General features: G+C 40.5%; 26 protein-coding genes. 14 read left to right on the forward strand and 12 right to left on the reverse strand.

The window, feature by feature from the left end; genetic code table 11:
• Positions 1–101: 101 nt before the first annotated feature.
• Positions 102–674: an HdeD family acid-resistance protein gene (locus FTT84_RS01215; RefSeq protein ID WP_067763793.1), complete on the forward strand. Its 573-nt coding sequence runs from the start codon at positions 102–104 to the stop codon at positions 672–674.
• Positions 675–748: 74 nt separating this feature from the next.
• On the opposite strand, the gene FTT84_RS01220 is transcribed toward FTT84_RS01215, so the two are convergent.
• Complete coding sequence (locus FTT84_RS01220; RefSeq protein WP_067763790.1) at positions 749–1,198, reverse strand: carboxymuconolactone decarboxylase family protein; 450 nt, start codon at positions 1,196–1,198, stop codon at positions 749–751.
• Between the two features lie 83 nt (positions 1,199–1,281).
• Here FTT84_RS01220 and FTT84_RS01225 point away from each other — a divergent pair, with 83 nt between their 5' ends.
• Positions 1,282–2,412, forward strand: a complete 1,131-nt coding sequence (locus FTT84_RS01225) for a glycerate kinase (protein ID WP_180079656.1) — start codon at positions 1,282–1,284, stop codon at positions 2,410–2,412.
• Between the two features lie 65 nt (positions 2,413–2,477).
• Here the strand turns inward: FTT84_RS01225 and FTT84_RS01230 are convergent, their stop codons facing one another.
• Entirely contained in the window at positions 2,478–2,861 is a 384-nt protein-coding gene (locus tag FTT84_RS01230; RefSeq protein WP_067763784.1) for a hypothetical protein, read from the reverse strand.
• A gap of 97 nt (positions 2,862–2,958) precedes the next feature.
• Here FTT84_RS01230 and FTT84_RS01235 point away from each other — a divergent pair, with 97 nt between their 5' ends.
• From FTT84_RS01235 to FTT84_RS01250, 4 genes are all read left to right on the forward strand, one after another.
• On the forward strand, positions 2,959–4,947 hold the full coding sequence (locus FTT84_RS01235; protein ID WP_180079658.1) for an ATP-dependent helicase: 1,989 nt from the start codon (positions 2,959–2,961) through the stop codon (positions 4,945–4,947).
• Between the two features lie 85 nt (positions 4,948–5,032).
• Entirely contained in the window at positions 5,033–5,287 is a 255-nt protein-coding gene (locus tag FTT84_RS01240; protein ID WP_067764143.1) for an RNA-binding protein, read from the forward strand.
• A gap of 123 nt (positions 5,288–5,410) precedes the next feature.
• Positions 5,411–5,914 carry a DUF6586 family protein gene (locus FTT84_RS01245; RefSeq protein ID WP_067763778.1) on the forward strand — a complete coding sequence of 168 codons (504 nt, stop codon included), beginning with the start codon at positions 5,411–5,413 and terminating at the stop codon, positions 5,912–5,914.
• Between the two features lie 104 nt (positions 5,915–6,018).
• Positions 6,019–6,297: a hypothetical protein gene (locus FTT84_RS01250; protein ID WP_067763775.1), complete on the forward strand. Its 279-nt coding sequence runs from the start codon at positions 6,019–6,021 to the stop codon at positions 6,295–6,297.
• A gap of 69 nt (positions 6,298–6,366) precedes the next feature.
• Here FTT84_RS01250 and FTT84_RS01255 read toward each other — a convergent pair whose 3' ends face one another.
• The 5 genes from FTT84_RS01255 to FTT84_RS01275 all read right to left on the reverse strand — a co-directional run bounded on the left by FTT84_RS01255 (position 6,367) and on the right by FTT84_RS01275 (position 10,735).
• On the reverse strand, positions 6,367–6,594 hold the full coding sequence (locus tag FTT84_RS01255; protein ID WP_067763772.1) for a hypothetical protein: 228 nt from the start codon (positions 6,592–6,594) through the stop codon (positions 6,367–6,369).
• 264 nt (positions 6,595–6,858) lie between these two features.
• Positions 6,859–8,577 carry a cation:proton antiporter gene (locus FTT84_RS01260; protein ID WP_180057014.1) on the reverse strand — a complete coding sequence of 573 codons (1,719 nt, stop codon included), beginning with the start codon at positions 8,575–8,577 and terminating at the stop codon, positions 6,859–6,861.
• A 142-nt stretch (positions 8,578–8,719) separates the two neighbouring features.
• Positions 8,720–8,875 (reverse strand): 50S ribosomal protein L33, encoded by a 156-nt coding sequence (gene rpmG / locus FTT84_RS01265; RefSeq protein ID WP_001205031.1) that lies wholly within the window; start codon positions 8,873–8,875, stop codon positions 8,720–8,722.
• Positions 8,876–8,887: 12 nt separating this feature from the next.
• Positions 8,888–9,124: a 50S ribosomal protein L28 gene (rpmB, locus tag FTT84_RS01270; RefSeq protein ID WP_000048256.1), complete on the reverse strand. Its 237-nt coding sequence runs from the start codon at positions 9,122–9,124 to the stop codon at positions 8,888–8,890.
• A 162-nt stretch (positions 9,125–9,286) separates the two neighbouring features.
• Positions 9,287–10,735 (reverse strand): coniferyl aldehyde dehydrogenase, encoded by a 1,449-nt coding sequence (locus tag FTT84_RS01275; RefSeq protein WP_067763766.1) that lies wholly within the window; start codon positions 10,733–10,735, stop codon positions 9,287–9,289.
• A gap of 117 nt (positions 10,736–10,852) precedes the next feature.
• Between FTT84_RS01275 and FTT84_RS01280 the strand changes: the two genes are divergently transcribed.
• The 5 genes from FTT84_RS01280 to FTT84_RS01300 all read left to right on the forward strand — a co-directional run bounded on the left by FTT84_RS01280 (position 10,853) and on the right by FTT84_RS01300 (position 14,534).
• Entirely contained in the window at positions 10,853–11,554 is a 702-nt protein-coding gene (locus FTT84_RS01280; protein WP_067763763.1) for a TetR/AcrR family transcriptional regulator, read from the forward strand.
• A gap of 79 nt (positions 11,555–11,633) precedes the next feature.
• Positions 11,634–12,500 (forward strand): formyltetrahydrofolate deformylase, encoded by an 867-nt coding sequence (purU, locus tag FTT84_RS01285; RefSeq protein WP_067763760.1) that lies wholly within the window; start codon positions 11,634–11,636, stop codon positions 12,498–12,500.
• Positions 12,501–12,711: 211 nt separating this feature from the next.
• Positions 12,712–13,476 (forward strand): TonB family protein, encoded by a 765-nt coding sequence (locus FTT84_RS01290; protein ID WP_067763757.1) that lies wholly within the window; start codon positions 12,712–12,714, stop codon positions 13,474–13,476.
• A 30-nt stretch (positions 13,477–13,506) separates the two neighbouring features.
• Positions 13,507–14,130 carry a MotA/TolQ/ExbB proton channel family protein gene (locus FTT84_RS01295; RefSeq protein WP_067763754.1) on the forward strand — a complete coding sequence of 208 codons (624 nt, stop codon included), beginning with the start codon at positions 13,507–13,509 and terminating at the stop codon, positions 14,128–14,130.
• Entirely contained in the window at positions 14,130–14,534 is a 405-nt protein-coding gene (locus FTT84_RS01300; RefSeq protein WP_067763750.1) for a biopolymer transporter ExbD, read from the forward strand. The genes FTT84_RS01295 and FTT84_RS01300 overlap by 1 nt, the downstream gene beginning before the upstream one ends.
• A gap of 53 nt (positions 14,535–14,587) precedes the next feature.
• Here the strand turns inward: FTT84_RS01300 and msrA are convergent, their stop codons facing one another.
• From msrA to thyA, 5 genes are all read right to left on the reverse strand, one after another.
• The gene (gene msrA, locus FTT84_RS01305) at positions 14,588–15,112 is read right to left on the reverse strand and encodes a peptide-methionine (S)-S-oxide reductase MsrA (RefSeq protein WP_180057012.1); all 525 of its coding nucleotides are present in this window, start codon (positions 15,110–15,112) and stop codon (positions 14,588–14,590) included.
• A 161-nt stretch (positions 15,113–15,273) separates the two neighbouring features.
• Positions 15,274–15,729, reverse strand: a complete 456-nt coding sequence (locus FTT84_RS01310) for an META domain-containing protein (RefSeq protein WP_067763744.1) — start codon at positions 15,727–15,729, stop codon at positions 15,274–15,276.
• 84 nt (positions 15,730–15,813) lie between these two features.
• Positions 15,814–16,884 carry a DUF4105 domain-containing protein gene (locus FTT84_RS01315; RefSeq protein ID WP_067763741.1) on the reverse strand — a complete coding sequence of 357 codons (1,071 nt, stop codon included), beginning with the start codon at positions 16,882–16,884 and terminating at the stop codon, positions 15,814–15,816.
• A gap of 25 nt (positions 16,885–16,909) precedes the next feature.
• On the reverse strand, positions 16,910–17,422 hold the full coding sequence (locus tag FTT84_RS01320) for a dihydrofolate reductase (protein ID WP_067764140.1): 513 nt from the start codon (positions 17,420–17,422) through the stop codon (positions 16,910–16,912).
• A 96-nt stretch (positions 17,423–17,518) separates the two neighbouring features.
• The gene (thyA, locus tag FTT84_RS01325; RefSeq protein ID WP_067763722.1) at positions 17,519–18,361 is read right to left on the reverse strand and encodes a thymidylate synthase; all 843 of its coding nucleotides are present in this window, start codon (positions 18,359–18,361) and stop codon (positions 17,519–17,521) included.
• Between the two features lie 550 nt (positions 18,362–18,911).
• On the opposite strand from thyA, the gene FTT84_RS01330 reads away from it, so the two are divergent.
• From FTT84_RS01330 to tnpB, 3 genes are all read left to right on the forward strand, one after another.
• Positions 18,912–19,430 carry a peptidoglycan amidohydrolase family protein gene (locus tag FTT84_RS01330; protein WP_067763719.1) on the forward strand — a complete coding sequence of 173 codons (519 nt, stop codon included), beginning with the start codon at positions 18,912–18,914 and terminating at the stop codon, positions 19,428–19,430.
• Between the two features lie 132 nt (positions 19,431–19,562).
• Entirely contained in the window at positions 19,563–19,946 is a 384-nt protein-coding gene (locus FTT84_RS01335; RefSeq protein WP_180079661.1) for a transposase, read from the forward strand.
• The coding region (tnpB, locus tag FTT84_RS01340; RefSeq protein ID WP_151813172.1) for an IS66 family insertion sequence element accessory protein TnpB at positions 19,943–20,136 on the forward strand (194 nt) is incomplete at its 3' end. The genes FTT84_RS01335 and tnpB, both read left to right, overlap by 4 nt.

The following is a 20,136-nucleotide window of genomic DNA, read 5'->3' on the forward strand; positions in this document are numbered from 1 at the left end:
AGATGAGGGTGTTTATGTGGATAAGATTTGCACTTTTCTTACATTTCTCTTCATCATTTGTCTGCATAATCAAATGAATAACAATCAACTTGAGAATAAATATGAGAACAGTAGGCAACGATTTAGTTCGCAGTCAGCTCCATGAAAACCGTAAGTGGTATCTCGGTTTAGGAGCTTTGTTGGTGGTTTTCGGTATTGTACTTTTGGCAGCTTTGCCATTTGCGACACTCACCGTGATTTATATTTTCGGTGCATTAATGATGCTTGGTGGGATTATCCATTTCATAGCTGCATTTAAAATATTTGAAGGTGGTTATCGTTGGTTTTGGGCTTTGTTTGGGGTGTTGTACCTCATTGCAGGCTATTATGCTTTTAGTACACCGGTTAAAACAGCGATTGTCCTCACCAATATATTGGCCATTATATTAATCATCGCTGGTGTGATTCGTATTTTTAATGCGCTGTTATTCCGTGCCTTTCAAGGTTGGGGTTGGACACTCTTTTCAGGCATTTTAACTTTGGTGACAGGTGTTATTATTTTGATGTCACCTGATGCGCCATTTTGGGTATTAGGATTATTCTTGGCGGTTGATATTTTATTCCAAGGGGTCAACTACCTTACTTTGGCTTCTTATATTCGACGTGAAGTACCGAAAAGCTCGGCAGAGCAGTAAACTGCTTGCGGATCCTATAAATAAAAAAGAGTGCCTCAGCACTCTTTTTTTATTCACTTGAAATGTGCAACCCGTTAAGGTTTCACGCTATAGCGGCTACTAATGGCGATACGATTCCATGTGTTAATGACAATTGCGAGCCATTCAATCGCACTGATTTGATCATCCGTTAAAAATGGCAAGGCATCTTCATAAACTGCATCAGGAACTTGGCCTTCGGCAATCAATGTAATCGCTTCGATCAAGCTTAAAGCCGCACGTTCTTTTTCATCGTAGTACGCTGTTTCACGCCATGCATTCAGTAGGCTAATACGTTCAATGCTTTCACCTGTTTTAAGTGCATCTTGCGCATGCATGCGAATACAGAATGCACATTCGTTGATTTGGGATGCACGTAATTTGAGTAAATGAGCTAGTCCTTCACTTAGGCCTGCTTCATTTATTTTTTGCATTGCCAGTGCATCAAGTTCTGCGACTTTTTTATATAGCTCAGGTGCAGACTGACCTAGATTGATTCGTGACATTTCGAGCCTTTCTGATGTTTTTAGATATACCTGCTATTTTAAAACCGTTATGGTTGAGGACAAGTTTTATTTTGAGCATTTAGATGACCACTTTTGTTCTTGCGCCCGATTCATTTAAAGAAAGTATGAGTGCTCAACAAGCCTGTGACGCGATGCAGCGTGCAATTTTAAAGCTCATACCAGATGCAAATGTCATCGCTGTGCCAATGGCAGATGGTGGTGAGGGAACTGTAGATGCGTTACTCAGTGCTTGCCACGGTGAAAAAGTGGCGATAGCGCTTACAGGTCCTTTGCCCAATCAACGTGTGACGACGTATTTCGGTTTGATTGACGGTGGGCAAACTGCGGTAATTGAAATGGCAAAAGCCAATGGTATTCATCTTGTGGATATTGCTCAGCGGAATCCTTTATTGACGTCCACTTATGGTACGGGCGAAATGATCCAGGCTGCTCTAGACTTCGGAGTAAGTAAAATTATCATTGGCTTGGGCGGGAGTATGACCAATGATGGCGGTGCTGGTATGGCAAAGGCCTTGGGGGCGCAATTTTTAGATGAAAATGGCTTGGAAATAGCAGTTTGTGGTGGTTGTCTTGATCAAATTAACAAGCTTGATTTGACGCAGCTTGATTCACGTTTAGCGCATACAGACATCATCATTGCCAGTGATGTCATTAATCCACTTTGTGGTGAAAATGGTGCATCCTATATCTTTGGCCCGCAAAAAGGCGCAACGCAGGAGATGGTGCGTCAGTTAGATCAGAAACTCAGTCATTATGCCAATGTCGTTGAAGCGACACTGGGTTGTGCTTTACGTGATGTAGCAGGTGCAGGTGCTGCAGGTGGATTAGGTTTTGGGTTGATGGCTTTTGCAGGTGCATCGATGCAATCAGGTGTGGAATTGGTCATTGAACAAACTCAGTTGCATGCAAAAATAGCACAGGCAGATTATGTGCTCACTGGTGAAGGGAAAATTGATTATCAAACCAAGTTCGGTAAAACACCATTTGGTGTGGCGCAGGTTGCAAAAAAGTTTAATAAACCCGTGATCGCCTTTGCTGGTCTAGTGGGTGAGGAAATAGCAGAACTCTATGATTTAGGTTTCACACAGATTGTTGGGATTAATCCACCAGATTGTAAGCTGGAGGATGCATTAAAATATGCGGAACTAAATTTGGAACATTGCTGTAGAAATGTGATGAGATGTTTGAAATAAAAATCAAGGTAAAATTTATGCATGCATCTAGTGAGTTTTAAGATAATCATAGTTAGAAAATATGATTAATTTTGTTGAAAATCTTTGCAATATTTTTCCATTGGTTTTTGATTTTTTGGAATTATATTTTCAATGTTTTTTATATTTTCTATTGCATTTTCTTTTGCCCGTTTCGCTTTTAATAATTCAGAATTCTCTGAAGCAATTTCATATTGTGCTTTACTCATTTTATAAGCTGCACATAAATTATCGGATATAAGCTTATGATTGCCAGAAATTAGAGCTACAGCTAGATCATCATGGAGTTGAATTCCTTTCTGATTATTTTTACTTATCAAGTGATCAAATTCAGTTTGAGTCAATTTTTTTGCATAAGATGGATGATTTGTAAATATTATGAGTAATAAAACTGGCTGAAGGAAATGGTTAATTAGCTTAAAATTTTTCATAAACTTATCGTTTTCTAGTTTTAATTTTGATCCTACATTAGCATGTATTTTTTTTCAATCTGCTAAACTATACCTATCCATGAAATGATGAGTACATATGAGTTTAGCCAACCTGATTGATGAATTAAATCCTCAACAAAAACAAGCCGCAACAACAGAAGCACAGCATAGCTTGGTTTTGGCAGGAGCAGGTTGTGGTAAAACCAAAACCATCGTGGCGCGTGCTGCCTATTTAATTGATCAAGGCATGCCTGCCAATCAAATTCAAATTTTGACTTTTACCCGCCGTGCGGCCAGTGAAATTGTCGCGCGTGTTGAACTTGCGCTTGGTGAGCAGGCCAAAGGTTTAAGAGCATCGACTTTTCATACCTTTTGTATGTACCTATTACGCCGCATTCCCAAAGCCTTTGGTCTAGAACAGTTTTCGATTATTGATCGTGATGATCAACTCATGATGTTCCGCCTGATTCGTGGTCGTGATGATAAGAAAAACCCCAATCACTTGCCCAAGCCGAAAGAACTTTGTGATCTGTATTCCTTTGCGCGGAATACACGTCAGAAACTCAGCATTGCCATGGAAAAGCAAATGCCTGAGTACTTTGCGTTAAAAGATCAAATCGCGGATATCATGAAAGAATACGAAGCCCGTAAACGTGCGCGTAGTTTTTTAGATTATGACGATATCTTGGCGATTGTCGCGAAAGCCTTAGCTGAGTCAGATGGTTTGGTGGATTATGTGGCTTCGATTTGTCGCCACATGTTGGTCGATGAAATGCAGGATACCAATCCACTGCAATGGGCATTACTTGAGCCATTAAAGGAACGTGTCAGTTTGTTCTGTGTTGGCGATGATGCACAGTCCATTTACGGTTTTCGTGGTGTAGATTTTGAAAATATTCATCATTTCAAAGAGCGTGTACCCGACGCACAGATTTTCAAACTCGAAAAAAATTATCGTTCAACCCAAGAAATTTTAGACCTGTCCAATTGGTTGCTAGATGAAAGCGAAATCAAATACGACAAAAGACTCGATGCTTATCGAGGGGAGGGTGTGAAGCCGAAAATGCACATTTTCCCAAATGAATTTGATGAAGCCAAATGGATTGCCATTGATATTAAAGAGCGACACTACCTTGAAGGTAGTAAATGGTCAGATCACATGGTCTTAGTGCGCTCTAGTTTTGCTGCACGACATATTGAAGCGGCGTGTATCGCTGCAAATGTGCCATATCGCTTTATTGGTGGTATGAAACTACTAGAAACCGCGCACGTAAAAGACTTACTGAGTGTACTGCGTGTGGTGGCGAATCCATTAGATGATATTGCATGGATGCGTTTTCTGACGCTGTGGAATGGCGTGGGTGATGTCGGTGCGAGCAAACTGTCACAGCAAATATTACTTGATCCCGAAATGCAGGCGATTAGTGAAAAGCTAGAAAAATTTGGCAAAGTCCCAGATCAAGCCATTTTGATGATGAAGCAAATGTCAGTACTGAAAGATCAGGTGAAAGAGTGCGTGAGCTTGGCTGTTCAAGCGATTTCTGATCAATTGGCAGAAAACTATAAAAAAGATTGGAACCGCCGTCAGGGTGATTTTGATTTGGTTAAGCAACTGGCATCAAAGCATACACAGCTCAGTGAATTTCTGGAAGAGTATGTGCTCGATCCTGTGTCTATTTCTGAAATTGAACGGCAATCAGATAGTGATGTGGTCACTTTGATTACCATTCACTCTGCTAAAGGGACAGAACAAAAGGTTTGCTATGTGGCAAATGTGACGCCGGGGCAATATCCACATGCGCGCGCGCAAGGTAATTTTGATGAAGTCGAAGAAGAGCGTCGTGTGTTATACGTGGCCCTCACACGTGCGCAGAATGAATTGATTCTGACCAAGCAAAACTTAAATCATTGGGCACGTGAAACTGTAGATGAGCAAGGGCGGAAAGTAGAAAGTTATTTCTTAAATGATTTAACCCGAAATTTATGTAGCTTAGAAACCCATTATAAAACTCGTCAACAAACGGTAAAAAGTGCGTTAATCGAAAGAAAATCGATTAATTTAGATTTTGGCATCGATCTCGATTAAAATAGATCTTTGTCGTGATTTACACGCAAGTTAAAAAGCAAAATAGACCATGCTTTTTGATGATGCTGTCTATTTGGAAAATTTAATGAATATTTTAGTACGTAACTTAGAGCGTTCAATTACTGAGGCTGAATTGGTTGAACTGTTTAAACCATTTGGTACTGTAAAGTCTGCTGTAGTTGTTATGGATGCAGGCACAAATAAGTCTAAAGGTTTTGGCTTTGTAGATATGCCGAATGGCCGTGAAGCGATCAAAGCGATCAAAGGTCTGAATACCTTAAAAGTGAAAGGTATGGGCATTCGCGTTAAGGCTGCTGAAGATAAGCCTGAAGCAAAATAAAAAAAGGGAGCAAGTCGCTCCTTTTTTTATGCGTAAAAATTGATGATTTTGATTGTGAAAATGGCATATGCCATTTAAGTTATATAAGCCAAAATTTTTTTAAATACTAAGGAATATTTCCTCATGTCTCGTGTTGCTCGCTTTCATGCCGATCGTACCAATCAAAAACTCTATTTTGCGCGTTTATCGTGTCAACAGGCAGAGCAGACCGATCATGTTCAACAAGCACAAGCACATCGAGAGGCTGCTGTATTTCATCTGCATGGCGCCGTTTTAGCCTTCTTACAAGAACTGGTTCGTTACTATCGTTTAAATGATCTAGCACCAACCTTGAAGTCCATTGAGAACCTGATGGCAGATAAAGGACAGGTTTCACCTGAAGTTACTGTCATGCAGCAATTGGCTAAGCAGGGCTTTATTGCTGAATTAAAGCGTGCCTATCGTTTTTGTCAGTATGCACCAGAGCCGACAGCGCCTGAACCAGAAGATGAGACTTCATCTAATTTGATTATCAAAGTGACTCAAACACCACAGGCTTGGTTACCAGATACAGCAATTTTGCGTGAATGGCATCGTGATCTGACACAGCTGATTGATGGCTTTCGTAATGAAATGGTGGAGTTTTAATCTGACCATTGACGCTTGAATTTATAAAATTCAACCCGATATAAGATGATCTAGGTAATGCAAAGCGCTCATGCCTTTGTCACCATGTGGTACATGGAGGATGTATGTCGATAGAACAATTGAAAGAGTTATTTGGAAATCAGGAAGCGATTCTTGAATTGGTCCAATTAGAAGGTGGTGAGCTGGCATTACGTAATGCAGGCTCTGAAAGTGAACCTTTGGTAACTATTCAGTTTAATGAAGAATTACGCTCGATTTTGGGTGAGCAAATGAATGTGATCGCCCAGCAAATGATTCAGGCCGCGCTTTATGGCTTGCTGGAAAAGCAAGTTGATGAATGGCATGCTGAAGTGGTGGATGAAAAGCCTAAATATATGAGCTGAATGTATATAAAGAAACGCACCCATCGGTGCGTTTTTTATTGTTTATTTAACCCTAAGTAAGTCATGGATTTAAGTCGGTGAAATCGTCATTGAACCTAAAAATACGATAAAAATACCGATCAGCTGTAAGAAGAATGGATTTTTTGCATCAGACCAATACAGGATAAGAAATACAATTGATATTGGATAAAAGAGTAAACAGCCTATTCCCCATAAAATACTTGTTCTAAATGCGGCAATTAAAAATCCAATGGCACCGATAAAAATAATGGCAAAGCCTAAATACATCAGGAACATCTTATTTACTCAATTTGATTTTTTAAGTTCAGTTTTAGAGATGCTATAACACTGCTTGAGGCAGCTTATTTAGTCATCATCTTATCGTATTTTTATCCTGTATAAAATTAAAACTACTATTAAAATTCAAATCGTTATATCTGTTTAAGAAGTTTATCTTTGTTCAATGTTGATAAAAATGAAGAAGGGGACACAATGCTGTATCGCCTTCTCAGGTTTTTATGTTTCGAACATTCATGCACGAATATGCAAAATTATTGAATGTTAATGTGTTGGTGTTTGATGGTGTGCAATTTGAATTTGGTTCAAAATATGATTGCTCATATTTTTGGCCATTTCTTCTTTGGCGTAGTACACCTCACCAATATTTTCACGGCGAATCACTTCGGCTTCTTCTTTACTTTCTGCACAAACGAGTACTTGAATCGAAGGGTTAAGTGTTTTCGCAATATCCACAATTTTATGAATATCTAAAATATCCATCGGTGAAATGACCAACAGGCGAGCATGTTGGATATGAGCTTGGATCAATACACCAGGTTCCGTTGCTACACCTGAAACAGCTGCAATACCTTTTTCACGCAGATTTTCAACGATTTCACGGTTCTCTTCGGCTATGACTACTTTAATGTCTTCATTCATGAGTGCACGTGTGATACGACGACCGACTTCACCATGACCAATCAACACCACTTGATCGCGTAGGTAGTCTTGTGAAACCTCATCTGGCAGCATCGCTAATGGGTCACCACTACGTTCCAGTAAACGAGCCAAATTCGAGCGCTCACGAATCAGTTTTTGCACAGGCTCAATAGCAGAAAATATAAACGAGTTTAGGGTAATTGAAATTAATGCACCGGCTAAAATTAAATTTTGTCCTTCAAGTGACAGTAAATTTAACGAAACACCGAGTGTTGCTAGAATAAAAGAGAATTCCCCAATTTGCGCCAAACTTGCGCCTACGGTTAGGGCAGTATTGATTGGATAGCGGAAGAACAATACCAACGCCATTGCAGCAATAGTCTTACCAATCATGATGATGGCAACAACTGCCAATACGTGTAAGGGCTGTTCAACTAAGATTCGTGGGTCAAAGAGCATACCCACCGAAACAAAAAACAAGATGGAGAAAATTTCACGCAAAGGTAGGGTTTCTTCTTCAGCGCGGTGGCTGAAATCAGACTCTTTTACCACCATACCTGCGAAGAATGCGCCTAGCGCCATGGATACGCCAAAAACTTTGTAAGCACCAAATGCGATTGATACAGCCGCCGCAACAACAGTAAGCGTGAATAATTCGCGAGAACCTAAACGCGCCACGACTTGCATAATCATTGGGACGAGGCGTTTGCCAATAATGAGCATGAAGGCAATAAAGCCTGCGACTTTAAGTAATGTAATGCCTAGGGTGAGCCAAATATTTTCATCTGAGCCGCCTTCAGTTAGTGGTTGGCCACCTAACAGAACGGCTGTTGCTGGCAATAAAACCAATACGAGAACCATTACAAGGTCTTCGACCAAGAGCCAACCTACGGCAATTTTACCGTTTACTGAGTTGAGTAAACCACGGTCGCCTAGGGCTTTGAGTAGAACTACAGTACTCGCACAGGACAGGCTTAAGCCGAAGACCAATGCTGACCCCATACTCCAGCCCCAAAGCATTGAAATACCCATACCTAAAAGGGTTGCAACGGTAATTTGTAATATGGCACCAGGTAATGCAATCCGTCGGACCTGCATCAAGTCATTCAGTGAAAAATGCATACCCACGCCGAACATCAGGAACATAACACCAAGTTCTGCAAGCTGATTGGCGAGGTGAATGTCACCGACGACGCCCGGGGTGTTTGGGCTAATAATGATACCGGCTATGAGGTAGCCAATAAGGGGAGGAAGTCGTAGGCGTGCGGCGACATAGCCAAAAATGAGGGCAAAGCCAAAGCCTACAGCGAGTAATATTATGAGTTCTACATCATGAGGCACTAAAAACTCCTTAAGCCAAGGTTAAGGGTAAAAATTACAAGCACGAAAAATGCCAAAAAATACCTTGAAAGTTTAACAATTCGAATAAAAAAAATGCAAAAAAAAACGACCCAGAAAGGCCGTTTTTTTCAAAAAACTAAAATTATTTGATTTTAGCTTCTTTGAAGATTACGTGTTGACGGATTTTTGGATCAAATTTTTTGATTTCCATTTTTTCCGGCATAGTACGTTTGTTCTTAGTGGTAGTGTAGAAATAACCTGTACCAGCAGAAGAAACTAGGCGAATTTTATCACGCATGTTCGTAGCTCCTTAGATCTTTTGACCTTGAGCACGAAGGTCAGCAACAACCTTTTCGATACCCAATTTGTCGATAATACGCATACCTTTTGTAGTTAGACGAAGACGTACAAAACGTTTTTCGCTTTCTAACCAGAAACGGTGGTGATGCAGGTTCGGCTCGAACCGGCGTTTAGTTTTGTTGTTGGCGTGTGAGACGTTGTTACCAACGACTGGACGCTTGCCGGTAACTTGGCAAACCTTAGACATGGTGTAACTCCATTGATTTAGCCAACAGCAAATCTGTATGGCCAGTCAAAAAAAACATTGAATTCATTCAAGGGGCGTTTTATACCAAAAATGCGCTTAAAAGACAAGCGATTTTCCACAAAACGAAGCATCAACTGGTGTGATCGTTCATGCCTTGATCGTTTATCGAAGAAGTGTCTTCGAAATCAGTTTGTGAATCGGCTTATTAAACGGTGGCAGAATGAATTTCAAACTATAGAGTTTTGGATTCGACATTACCGAGCGTTCATGCGACAAACTGAAGAAACCTTCTGGACCATGATATTTACCCATACCCGAGGCACCAACCCCACCAAATGGTAGGTCATCCTGAGCAACATGAGTCAATACCGTGTTTTGTCCGAAATGTCCTGAATGGGTACGTTGCGCGACATAGTCGGCACGCGCCTGATCAAAGTCGAAGTAGTATAATGCAAGTGGACGAGGACGGCTATTAATAAAAGCAATAACCTCATCTATTTGATCATATTCCATGATTGGAAGAATTGGACCAAAGATTTCGTGTTGCATAATTTGCATATTTGGTGTGACACCCGTCAAAACAGTTGGTGCAATTTTGCGCACAACATCGACATCTTCTTGTTGCGGGTTGAAACTAATGATTTGTGCACCTTGATCACGCGCATCTTCTAAATAGCCTTGTAGGCGATTGTACTGCTTGTCGTTAATAATCGAAGTATAGTCCTGATTATGAGCAATACTTGGATACATCGCTTCAACGCAAACTTTGTAGTGATCTAAAAAGTCAGCAGTTTTACCACGTGGTAAGAACACGTAGTCAGGTGCAACACAAGTTTGACCGGCATTCCATAATTTACCAACCGCAAGACGTTGGGCAACATCTGCTAAATCAATAGACGGATGTACCAGTACAGGTGATTTACCACCAAGCTCTAAAATGACAGGGACGAGATTTTCTGCAGCTGCTGCCATCACGGTTTTACCGACGTTAGTTGAGCCCGTAAAAATCATCTTGTCGAAAGCCAAATGGCTAAAATCATCTGAAATTTTACCGCCGCCATTTACAACAGCCACCAGCTCTTGTGGAAATGCTTCAGCTAAGGCTTTTTCAAGCACGGCACCAAATGCTGCAGATGAGCTTGAAATTTTAATCATGGCATGGTTACCCGCTGCCAAGGCACAAATCAGTGGCCCAATAGACAAAAGCAGTGGGTAGTTCCATGGAGTAATGATACCGACCACGCCAAGTGGTTGATATTGTACCCATGCTTTTGCTGGCTGATGAATAATGCCGACATGACGTTTGGATGGTTTCATCCAGTCAGTCAAATGCTTGCTATAATATTTGATGTGTTCAAGGCAGGTGAGCAGCTCACCAATCTTGGTTTCACCGACAGAACGATTACCATAGTCTTGATTAATTGCATCAGCAAATTGATCTTGATACTTAACTAAGATACGCTTAAGCCGAGCCAAACGGTCAATACGCTCTTTTGCCGTTGGCAATGGGTAACGTAAGTAAGCCTGTTTTTGCTGTTCCAACATGTCATTTAAGTGTTGGTTATCAAAAGAATGTGGTGTCATTGAAGTTGTTTTTGTCTGACTGTTCATGTCGCACGACCATATCGAAATTTAGCGATTAATTAAATTTTTAGAGCAAATACTCTAAATAGTCAAGTTACTTTATGTGTTAGGGTTCTAATACATTGAAAAAATGGTTGTTTTAGGATGTCTCACACCAAAACTTTAAAAACGAAAGAACGTATTTTGCAGCTGAGTTTGCAGTTGTTTAATGAGCGTGGAGAGCGTTCAGTCACAACCAATCACATTGCAGCTGAACTCGGTATGAGCCCGGGTAATTTGTATTATCACTTCCGTAATAAAAGTGAAATTATTAAGGAGTTGATGGAGCAATATCAGCAAGAAACCTTGGAAATGTTAGCTTTACCTGATGATCGTGCATTGGATGCCAATGACAAGATTCGTTACTTTCAGGTGTTAAGTAGTCAATTATGGGCTTATCGTTTCCTACACCGTGATGTTTATCATTTGGTGGAAAATAACGAAGACTTCCGCAAAATGTACCCACGTTTTGCAGGCCAAGTCATGCAGCAAGGTCAAAAAATTTATCGTGCCTTCGTTGATGCTGGTTTAATGCAAATGACTGAATCTGAAATTGAGGCTTTGACCATCAATTTATGGATTGTACTGACCAACTGGACCAACTTCCTTTATATGTCTGGCCATATTACCGACTCAAATACTTTAGAAGAAAAGTGGGTCTGGCAGGCATTGCGTCAAATGGTGTTTTTGGAAGGTGCGTATTTACGTGGTGAAAGCCGTGAAACCTATGAGCGTCTGCTAGAAACCCTAGGGCCATCAGATTTATTTGCCAGTCTTTCTAGTGCAAAAAAATCGGAAGCTGAATAAGACTATTTAGTCTGGCTTTAAAAAGGGTTAGAATACTCGGCTCTTTTTTCAATTTAACTGATTAGTGATATAAACCAACATGAATATGTCGACCGCTAACACAGCACGCTTACTCATTACTTGTGAAGATAAACCGGGTATTGTGCAAGCTGTATCGAGCTTTTTGTATCATCAAGGTGCAAATATTACTGCACTTGATCAATATGCCACTGAAGCTCAGGGCGGGCGTTACTTCATGCGTGTTGAGTTTGAGCTAGATAACTTACAAAGCCGTAAAGAAAACTTAACCCAAACCTTCGCATCAAACGTGGCAGAGCGTTACAGCATGCATTGGCGTTTGGCTTTGGTGAGTGATGTTAAGAAAGTCGGTATTTTAGTATCTAAAGTTGACCATGCTTTGCTAGAGCTACTTTGGCGTCATGCACGTGGCGGTTTGGCATGTGAAATTACCAAAGTTGTTTCAAATCACGAAACATTACGTGAGTCGGTAGAAAACTTTGGTATTCCGTTTGAAGTTGTTCCTGTGAGCAAAGAAAACAAACGTGAAGCGTATGAGCAAATTGATCAGTTGATGCAAGGTAATGATTTACTTGTACTTGCACGTTATATGCAGATTTTGGATGAAGAATTCGTTCAAAAATGGGAAATGAAAGTCATCAACATTCACCATTCTTTCTTACCTGCATTTGTTGGTGCAAATCCATATAAGCAAGCGCATGAAAAAGGTGTGAAACTGATTGGTGCAACAGCGCATTATGTGACTGCTGACCTAGACCAAGGTCCGATTATTGAACAAGACGTAGAGCGTGTGAGTCATGACTTTACGGTTGAGCAATTACGTGAATTAGGTCAAGACGTCGAACGTAATGTACTCGCACGTGCAGTAAAGTGGCACCTAGAAGACCGTATCATTGTAGATGGTAATAAAACGGTGGTATTCCAATAATTCGGATACACATCGAACAAAAAAAAGGCATACAATAGGTATGCCTTTTTTTATTTGTGATTAAAAAAAGTCATAAAAACGACCGAATTAATAGTTGCAAATGAAAACACTTCTCATTTATTATTGCGGTACTTTAATTGTGCTAACCGATGAGCATGATTGCATTTTCAAAAATTGAACTGTAGTCGCTTCTTCAAGGTAACTGATTTTAATGAGTCAATCTCCCGCTCCAATGATGCAATCTTCAAACCCAATGAAAAAGAAAATCATTACTGCACTCGTTGCCGTTGTGGTTGGGCATGTGGGGGTATTGTGGGCTGTTGGCAACATGAAAACACCTGAACTGAAACCGGTTGATAAAGACCCGATTAAGGTGCGTTTTGTGAAAATTAAGGAGGAGAAGAAACCTGAACCTCCGAAACCAAAACCAGAACCGAAGAAAGAGCCACCGAAGCCAAAAGAAGTCAAAATTGTAGATAAACCGCTACCACCTCCACCGAAAAAAGTGGAAAAAGTAGAACAGGTGAAAAAGAAAGATGCGCCAAAACCAACAGTTGAAGCGGTCAAAAATGTTCCTCCAACACCGGTTGTTTCAACTGTAGTGTCTGAAACTAAAGTCGTGCGTGTTGAACCAAAACCGCCTGCACCTGTTTCACCACCACCTGCACCTCCAGCACCGCCTGCGCCACCAACGCCTAAGACAGTGAGTATTGGTAATGGGGTAAGTTGGATCAAATCGCCAAATGTACAATTTGAAGATGGTGAGTTGAAAGCATCTTGCTCTGTTGAAGTGGCAATTTCAGCGAGTGCAGAAGGTAAGATTGAATCTGCAACAGTGAAAAACTCAACTTGTGGCGCTGCGGTAAACCGTAAAGTAACGGCTGCCGTGAAGCGTGCACGTTTGTCCAAATATATAGATAATGGTGTGGCTACGCCGACGCGTGTAGATCAACCATTTAACTTTAAACTTAAATAAGATTCCGGCTAACCCATTAGGAGTTCGAATATGAACTTTTCAGTTTATTGGCAACATGCAGATGCAGTCAGCAAAACACTGTATTTCGTGTTACTCGCAATGTCGATTGCGACTTGGACCGTTTTTGTCCTGCGCATTATGGGCACTCGTCAGTTAAAGCAAGTAGCGTATGATCACCTTGCAGATGCACTAACTAAACTGAAAGCAAAACTTACTCCTCTTGGTTTTGAGCAACGCAAAGCTGTAGCTGAACAAGCATTGTTACGTCAAATCTCAGTTGAAAAAGCCAATGCAGAAAAGGGCGTTTCAGTCTTAGGTACGATTGCTTCAATTGCACCATTCGTAGGTTTGTTTGGTACAGTTTGGGGTATTTTCCATGCACTTGTTGCAGTAGGTAAAAGTGGTCAAGCGGGCTTAGCGCAAGTGGCAACACCTGTAGGTGAAGCACTGATCATGACGGGCTTAGGTCTAGCTGTCGCAATTCCTGCTGTATTGGCATATAACATCTGTGTTCGTTTTAACCGTACACTTTCAAATGAATTGCAAGATCAAGCACATGGCCTATTAATTGACACCATGTTGCAACAAGAATCTGCTGTAAAGAAAGATGACGTTAAAGCAACTCAGCAAAGTTTAGCTGGAGGTCAAGCTTAATGGCTTTTCAATTGGGTGAAGACAACGATGCTGGCATGAATGAGATGAACCTCATTCCGCTCATCGATATTATGTTGGTATTGATGATCATCTTTTTGGTGACAGCAACTGTTGCTAACCCATCAATTCCATTAACCTTGCCACAAACGACTGCGGAAGTGATTGATCTGCCACCTGAAAGTGTGACGATCAGCATTAACTCAGCAGGGGATATTGCTTGGAATGGCGATATCGTCAGCCTTCAAGACCTAGAAAGCCGCTTAAATGCAGCGGGTCAACAAGAGCGTAAACCTGCGTTAGTGCTAAAAGCAGATAAAGAATCACGTTATGACACTGTAGCGCAAGTGATGTCTCGTGCGAGTGGAGCCGGACTCAGCGATATTGCATTTGCCAGTGATAACTAAGTTTCTAATAAAAAAAAGCGACCTTAAAAGGTCGCTTTTTTTTTATAAAATAATTACTCTGACTTGAGTAAATCTTGGAATTTACTACGGAGCTTCATTAGTTTGGGTGGAATTGAGAAATTGCAGTAACCCTGATTCGGATTACGTGCGAAGAAGTTCTGATGATAGTCTTCGGCAGGATAGAAGCTTGGCATTGGACTGAGTTCAGTCACAATGTTGAGTCCTTCAGCCTTGAGTTCATCTATACGTTGTTGTGCTTCTTGCTGTTGTAATTCATTTTGATAATAAATTACTGAGCGATATTGTGTGCCAACATCATTGCCTTGGCGGTTCAGTGTCGTCGGATCATGCGTCGCAAAAAAAACATCAAGCAATTGACTAAAGCTAATCTTACTCTCATCAAAATGTATTTGAATTACTTCTGCATGTTGTGTGTCGCCCTCGCAAATTTGCTCATAGGTCGGGTTAACAGTGAGACCACCGGCATAACCACTCACGACTTTTTCCACACCAAGGAGTTGTAGAAAGACTGCCTCTACACACCAAAAGCAGCCACCACCAAAAACAGCCTGTTGCATATCTATACCTATTATTCATTTCTGAATTTTATATGGGGGTTATAACCAATTACTGCAATATACGTCTGTATATTTAAAGCAAATTTCTGTGTCAAAAAAGCACTTTTATTGACGGATCAGTAATAAAAAAGCCTGCAAATGCAGGCTTTTTATAAATGAGTTTAGCGTGGTTGTACTGCGCTTTCATATTGAATCAGTGGGTTACCATAACGATCTAACAATTTGAGTGTTTTACCAAACACTTGATAGTGCGTCACTTTGGCAAGTGCTTCATTGTACTTTCGATCTAGCCCATTATTATTGAGGCATGCCATTTGTGTACCTGCAAGTGGGCCGAAAGTTAAAGTATCTTTACCTGCGTTATAACTACCCATGATGCGATTACAACCATCCGCACCTGATACCCGTTTTGTTGCGGCATCAAATTGAAGGCTTGGAATATTGTGGGCACTTGGTGCAGTTTTGATTTCTTGATTGCCGATGTAAGTCGCAATCCATGTGCGGTTTTGGAGTTGGTTAAGATTGGTGGTGACATTGTCTTGTGGCGGAACAGTTTCACAGCCTGAAATAACAAGAGAAGAAGACAGTGCTGCAATGACAAATAATTGTTTTAACATGGAAATTCTCTTTAGAATGCACTTGTTCTATATAAACAAATAATGTGCATGACAGCCAGTAAAAATTGTATCAATTTTTAAAATTTAAAAATGATTGACGTTATTTTCACTATTACTATGTGGCAATCCCATCCGAATTTTTTCGGAATATTCTTGGCTACTTAAATGCTTGAGTTGAGATACGCGTGGATTGACGTGGGCTTTTTGGTACCAAGTTTTCATATCCCATTGCGGATTGATCGCTTGTAAGTCATGTAAATAATTAGGTAAATAACCTGAAGCAAATAAGCGATAATCGGTTGGTAATTCGTGCTTTGAAACGGCTTGCACCATGTCAAAAACCAATGTGGTGCAGTTCGAAGTTAGGGTGTTATACCATTTAGGTTGCTTTTGTAGCTCATCAGCTTTATGTAAATATTCAACAAATAAAGCCTGCATTTCAGCTTTAGGCATATCAACGGGAAAGAAATAAACTTGTTCACCACGAGTGTTGCTCCGCGTATAAATTAAATCTTTTTCATCCGATGCAATCAGGCTAAGTTCATATTTGCGAAAGAAACCGCCAATCGCTGAAAATTCTTCATTCTTTTCTTTACGAATTTCAATCGAAAAGGTCAGTGGTTTACGGTCACTAAAATCAAAACTCACCAAAGTGTGGGCAATTTGAGGCCCCATCCAGTAAGAAGTCACAATATTGACCCCATTGATTTTACTGAGATCAAACTGTCGTGTTTCCCAACGTGCACTATAGGAGCCATCGGCGTGCCAATCAAAGTTTCGTACATTGTGTAAGGTGATCAGGTCGCCTTGCTTTTCATAATGTAGTATTTCAGCAACTTCTGGATTCCAGTCACGGTCTTGGCGTGGTGCCATGCCAAAATACCAAAATAAGCTACAAACAAAGCCAATAATATAAATCAGAACGTCTTTACGGCGACTAAAGAAATGTTGGGTGATATAAATGCCAAGAATACTTAATGCGAAGGCAATCCAAATACCAATAATGATACGACTACCGAGCCAGCCAGCAGGTAGTTGAATCCATAAGGCCAAGCACAGCCAAATGGATGAGCAGATGACAAACAAACTAAATAAAGCATGCAGGGTACTGCTGCCTATTCTTTTTAAAATGTAGCTTTTGTCATACTGCTGCATAGTTATTTTTTCTTGGGATTTTGCTTTATTTTCGGTAAGTTGCGAACTCAAAAGCAATATTGGTTTTGTCGTCAATATGTTGTTCTGAAGCGACTTTTTTAAAGTTTGAAGGTATTTCTGGATAGTGTGCATCGCCTTGCACATCCAATTCAACATGCGTCAGTTCAAGACGGTCGGCAATATCCAACGTTTGTTTAAAAATTTCACCACCACCGATAATGAAAATACTGGTTGGTTTGTCAGATGTGGCTACATCAGCAACGGCCTGAGTTAAGGCATCTTCAATACTGTAAGCAACTTTAGTGCCCTCAAAAGACCAAGATGTATCACGGGTAATCACCCAATTGACACGTTTTGGTAAGGTACGTCCCATCGACTCTAAAGTCTTGCGTCCCATCACTACAACGCCACCTTGGGTGATTTCTTTAAAATGTTTTAAGTCAGCGGAGATGTGCCAAGGTAAGTCATTACCCTTGCCGATACAGTGTTGTTGATCCATTGCAACCACATGAACCACTTCTAAATTTTGGAATGACATACCTAAACTCAAACACACATAAAAAGTGTCTCTATTAAAATGCAAAATCCCGCTTTTCGCAAAGCGGGATTTCATTTTTCATTCTGAAATTATGTTTTAAACCGCAACTGGTGCCTTAATCGCAGGATGTGATTCATAGTCTACAATTTCAATGTCTTCAAATTTGAAATCAAAGAGATCTGTAATTTCAGGATTTAATTTTAATTGGCACAGTTCTAACGGGTCACGACTTAATTGGAGTTGCGCTTGTTCGAAGTGGTTGGCATATAAATGGGTATCGCCACCTGTCCACACGAAGTCACCGACACCTAGACCACAAACTTGTGCAATCATATGGGTTAATAACGCATAGCTTGCAATGTTAAATGGTACGCCTAAAAATACATCTGCACTGCGTTGGTAAAGCTGACAAGACAGTTTTCCATTTTGTACAAAGAATTGGAACAATGTATGGCATGGCGGTAAGGCAACATTGCCCGCTTCATTTGGATTCCAACCCGACACAATTAAGCGGCGTGAGTTTGGATTGGTTTTAATTTCATTCACAAGCCATTTAATTTGGTCAAACCCATCTTGCTCGTATAAACCATCCACTTTTTTGGTTGCGCCAAAATTACGCCATTGATGACCATAGACAGGACCCAGTTCGCCTTCAGGACGACCAAAACGTGCAGTTTGTTCCGCCGTTGACCATTCATCCCAGATTGAAACTTTGTTGTCCTGTAGGTATTTAACGTTAGTGTCACCTTTTAAAAACCACAACAGTTCAATCACAATTGAGCGGAAATGAACCTTTTTAGTGGTCAGTAAAGGGAAACCTTTAGAAAGATCAAAACGCATTTGATGACCAAATACAGAACGAGTCCCCGTACCTGTACGGTCGCCTTTATCGCCGCCGTTGTCGAGAATGTGTTGTAAAAGGTCTAAATATTGGCGCATGTCTCTCTCATAGTGGGTGAATTTCTTGAGGCACATATTAGCGTGTTTTTGATGTTGATGAAACAACTCGCAAGCATGCAAAAATGACAGATCTTTGATAGGTCGTTCTCAAATAAGTCTAAAGTGATGACTTTAAATTGATGCTCGATCAGGCTGTTTTTTTCTAATGGTGCATTATAAAGTTGATCATTTAAATGAGAGCGGAAGACGACTTTTGATGGCATTAATGACGCTGTACAAAGAATAACATTGTGATGGATTTTGCATTTTATCAGCAAAGAATTACTGCAAATGCTATGTAGATTTGATTAAAAATTAAACATGTTTTATTTTTTGTAATGACAATTTTAAGATTGAAAATAAGATTTATAAATTAAGAATTTAACTAATGTTTGACCTTGTTGGCTTAGTAAGCAATTAACGCATTTTTAAGCTATTTGTTTAAGAAATCTTACATTTTTTACATGAAAAAACATTCTTTAGGGGTTACTATCACTGCCGTTATCAAATTTGAAGTGCCTCAAAATAAGGCAGGAGTGTGGGTTTTAGAATGGCTTATGATCACAACGTAAACTTGAGTGAAGTGCATGCTCCAGTTCAAGCAAACATCATAATTCGTTCTCAGTCTGGCAAAAATGCGGGAAGACCGAACAGCACAAAAGCTGAACAAAAATCATCCTCCAATGTGATTTCTAAAAATGGTCAGCGTATCGATATCGATCGTCTTACAGGATTTTTACAGGGCATTACCCGCCAATCGAGTACGCAAAAATGTGCACGCAGTGTGCGTTTGGCATTAGAGTCTGCGGGTGCTCGTTTTAATGGGCATCCTGTTGCTGCAGCAGATTGGGGTAGTACACTTCAAAAAATTGGTTATCAGAAAATTAACTTGTCTTTTGATCGTCCAAAGAAAGGCGACATTTATATTATTGACCGTAATCAAAGCAGCCGTTATGGGCACATTGCAGCATATTCAGGCAATGGCTGGGTGTCAGATTATCGTCAGTCTGGTTATGCGGTTTACCGTAATCCAAATGTCAAATATACCTATTATCGTTTGCAGCAGTAATCCCCCCAATTTCAGTTTCAATTGCTTTCACTTCATGAGATTAATAGTAAGCGTCCGCTGAACACACCTTCTGAATTCATCCTATAAGCCTTAATTTAGTCCCCACTTAGAAACAAGTGGGGACTTAAATTTATGACTACAAATCATCAGACATCCATCGCATCTCTTGCGAAAAAACGAAGAACATACAGTGCTGAATTTAAACAGCAGATCGTTCAGGCTTGTAAAGCACCGGACGTTTCAATTGCTTCAGTCGCTTTGCAACATGGATTGAATACAAATCTTTTATCCAAATGGATTCGCTTAATTGATGCTAAGCCAGGGAGTGATCGCTCACCACTACCGAATAAACCTGCATTTATTGCCTTATCTTGCTCTGCACCATTAGATCCTACTCCTACTGACATGTTAAAAGTTCAAATTACTTTACCCCACTCAAAAGCAGAAATTGGCTTGAAATGGCAAGTATCAGAAATACCTGCCTTGGCAGAATTACTCAAGGTGCTGGCAACATGATCCGTATCGATGAAATCTGGCTTTCTACCCAACCTCTGGATATGCGAGCAGGGATGGATACTGTCATGGCTCAGGTGGTGAGAGCCTTTGGCTACATTAAACCGCATTGTGCTTACCTGTTCTGTAATAAACGTGGCCATCGCATGAAAGTGCTGGTACATGATGGACTGGGCATCTGGCTGTGTGCCCG

The organism is Acinetobacter sp. YH01019, from assembly GCF_013420285.1.
Classification (GTDB): domain Bacteria; phylum Pseudomonadota; class Gammaproteobacteria; order Pseudomonadales; family Moraxellaceae; genus Acinetobacter; species Acinetobacter gandensis.

Excerpts from the sequence above, each read along its gene's own strand:
- FTT84_RS01215 (WP_067763793.1), top strand. The coding sequence starts at position 102 with ATGAGAACAGTAGGCAACGATTTAGTTCGCAGTCAGCTCCATGAAAAC.
- FTT84_RS01220 (WP_067763790.1), bottom strand. The coding sequence starts at position 1,198 with ATGTCACGAATCAATCTAGGTCAGTCTGCACCTGAGCTATATAAAAAA.
- FTT84_RS01225 (WP_180079656.1), top strand. The coding sequence starts at position 1,282 with ATGACCACTTTTGTTCTTGCGCCCGATTCATTTAAAGAAAGTATGAGT.
- FTT84_RS01230 (WP_067763784.1), bottom strand. The coding sequence starts at position 2,861 with ATGAAAAATTTTAAGCTAATTAACCATTTCCTTCAGCCAGTTTTATTA.
- FTT84_RS01235 (WP_180079658.1), top strand. The coding sequence starts at position 2,959 with ATGAGTTTAGCCAACCTGATTGATGAATTAAATCCTCAACAAAAACAA.
- FTT84_RS01240 (WP_067764143.1), top strand. The coding sequence starts at position 5,033 with ATGAATATTTTAGTACGTAACTTAGAGCGTTCAATTACTGAGGCTGAA.
- FTT84_RS01245 (WP_067763778.1), top strand. The coding sequence starts at position 5,411 with ATGTCTCGTGTTGCTCGCTTTCATGCCGATCGTACCAATCAAAAACTC.
- FTT84_RS01250 (WP_067763775.1), top strand. The coding sequence starts at position 6,019 with ATGTCGATAGAACAATTGAAAGAGTTATTTGGAAATCAGGAAGCGATT.
- FTT84_RS01255 (WP_067763772.1), bottom strand. The coding sequence starts at position 6,594 with ATGTTCCTGATGTATTTAGGCTTTGCCATTATTTTTATCGGTGCCATT.
- rpmG (WP_001205031.1), bottom strand. The coding sequence starts at position 8,875 with ATGCGTGATAAAATTCGCCTAGTTTCTTCTGCTGGTACAGGTTATTTC.
- rpmB (WP_000048256.1), bottom strand. The coding sequence starts at position 9,124 with ATGTCTAAGGTTTGCCAAGTTACCGGCAAGCGTCCAGTCGTTGGTAAC.
- FTT84_RS01275 (WP_067763766.1), bottom strand. The coding sequence starts at position 10,735 with ATGAACAGTCAGACAAAAACAACTTCAATGACACCACATTCTTTTGAT.
- FTT84_RS01280 (WP_067763763.1), top strand. The coding sequence starts at position 10,853 with ATGTCTCACACCAAAACTTTAAAAACGAAAGAACGTATTTTGCAGCTG.
- purU (WP_067763760.1), top strand. The coding sequence starts at position 11,634 with ATGAATATGTCGACCGCTAACACAGCACGCTTACTCATTACTTGTGAA.
- FTT84_RS01290 (WP_067763757.1), top strand. The coding sequence starts at position 12,712 with ATGAGTCAATCTCCCGCTCCAATGATGCAATCTTCAAACCCAATGAAA.
- FTT84_RS01295 (WP_067763754.1), top strand. The coding sequence starts at position 13,507 with ATGAACTTTTCAGTTTATTGGCAACATGCAGATGCAGTCAGCAAAACA.
- FTT84_RS01300 (WP_067763750.1), top strand. The coding sequence starts at position 14,130 with ATGGCTTTTCAATTGGGTGAAGACAACGATGCTGGCATGAATGAGATG.
- msrA (WP_180057012.1), bottom strand. The coding sequence starts at position 15,112 with ATGCAACAGGCTGTTTTTGGTGGTGGCTGCTTTTGGTGTGTAGAGGCA.
- FTT84_RS01310 (WP_067763744.1), bottom strand. The coding sequence starts at position 15,729 with ATGTTAAAACAATTATTTGTCATTGCAGCACTGTCTTCTTCTCTTGTT.
- FTT84_RS01315 (WP_067763741.1), bottom strand. The coding sequence starts at position 16,884 with ATGCAGCAGTATGACAAAAGCTACATTTTAAAAAGAATAGGCAGCAGT.
- FTT84_RS01320 (WP_067764140.1), bottom strand. The coding sequence starts at position 17,422 with ATGTCATTCCAAAATTTAGAAGTGGTTCATGTGGTTGCAATGGATCAA.
- thyA (WP_067763722.1), bottom strand. The coding sequence starts at position 18,361 with ATGCGCCAATATTTAGACCTTTTACAACACATTCTCGACAACGGCGGC.
- FTT84_RS01330 (WP_067763719.1), top strand. The coding sequence starts at position 18,912 with ATGGCTTATGATCACAACGTAAACTTGAGTGAAGTGCATGCTCCAGTT.
- FTT84_RS01335 (WP_180079661.1), top strand. The coding sequence starts at position 19,563 with ATGACTACAAATCATCAGACATCCATCGCATCTCTTGCGAAAAAACGA.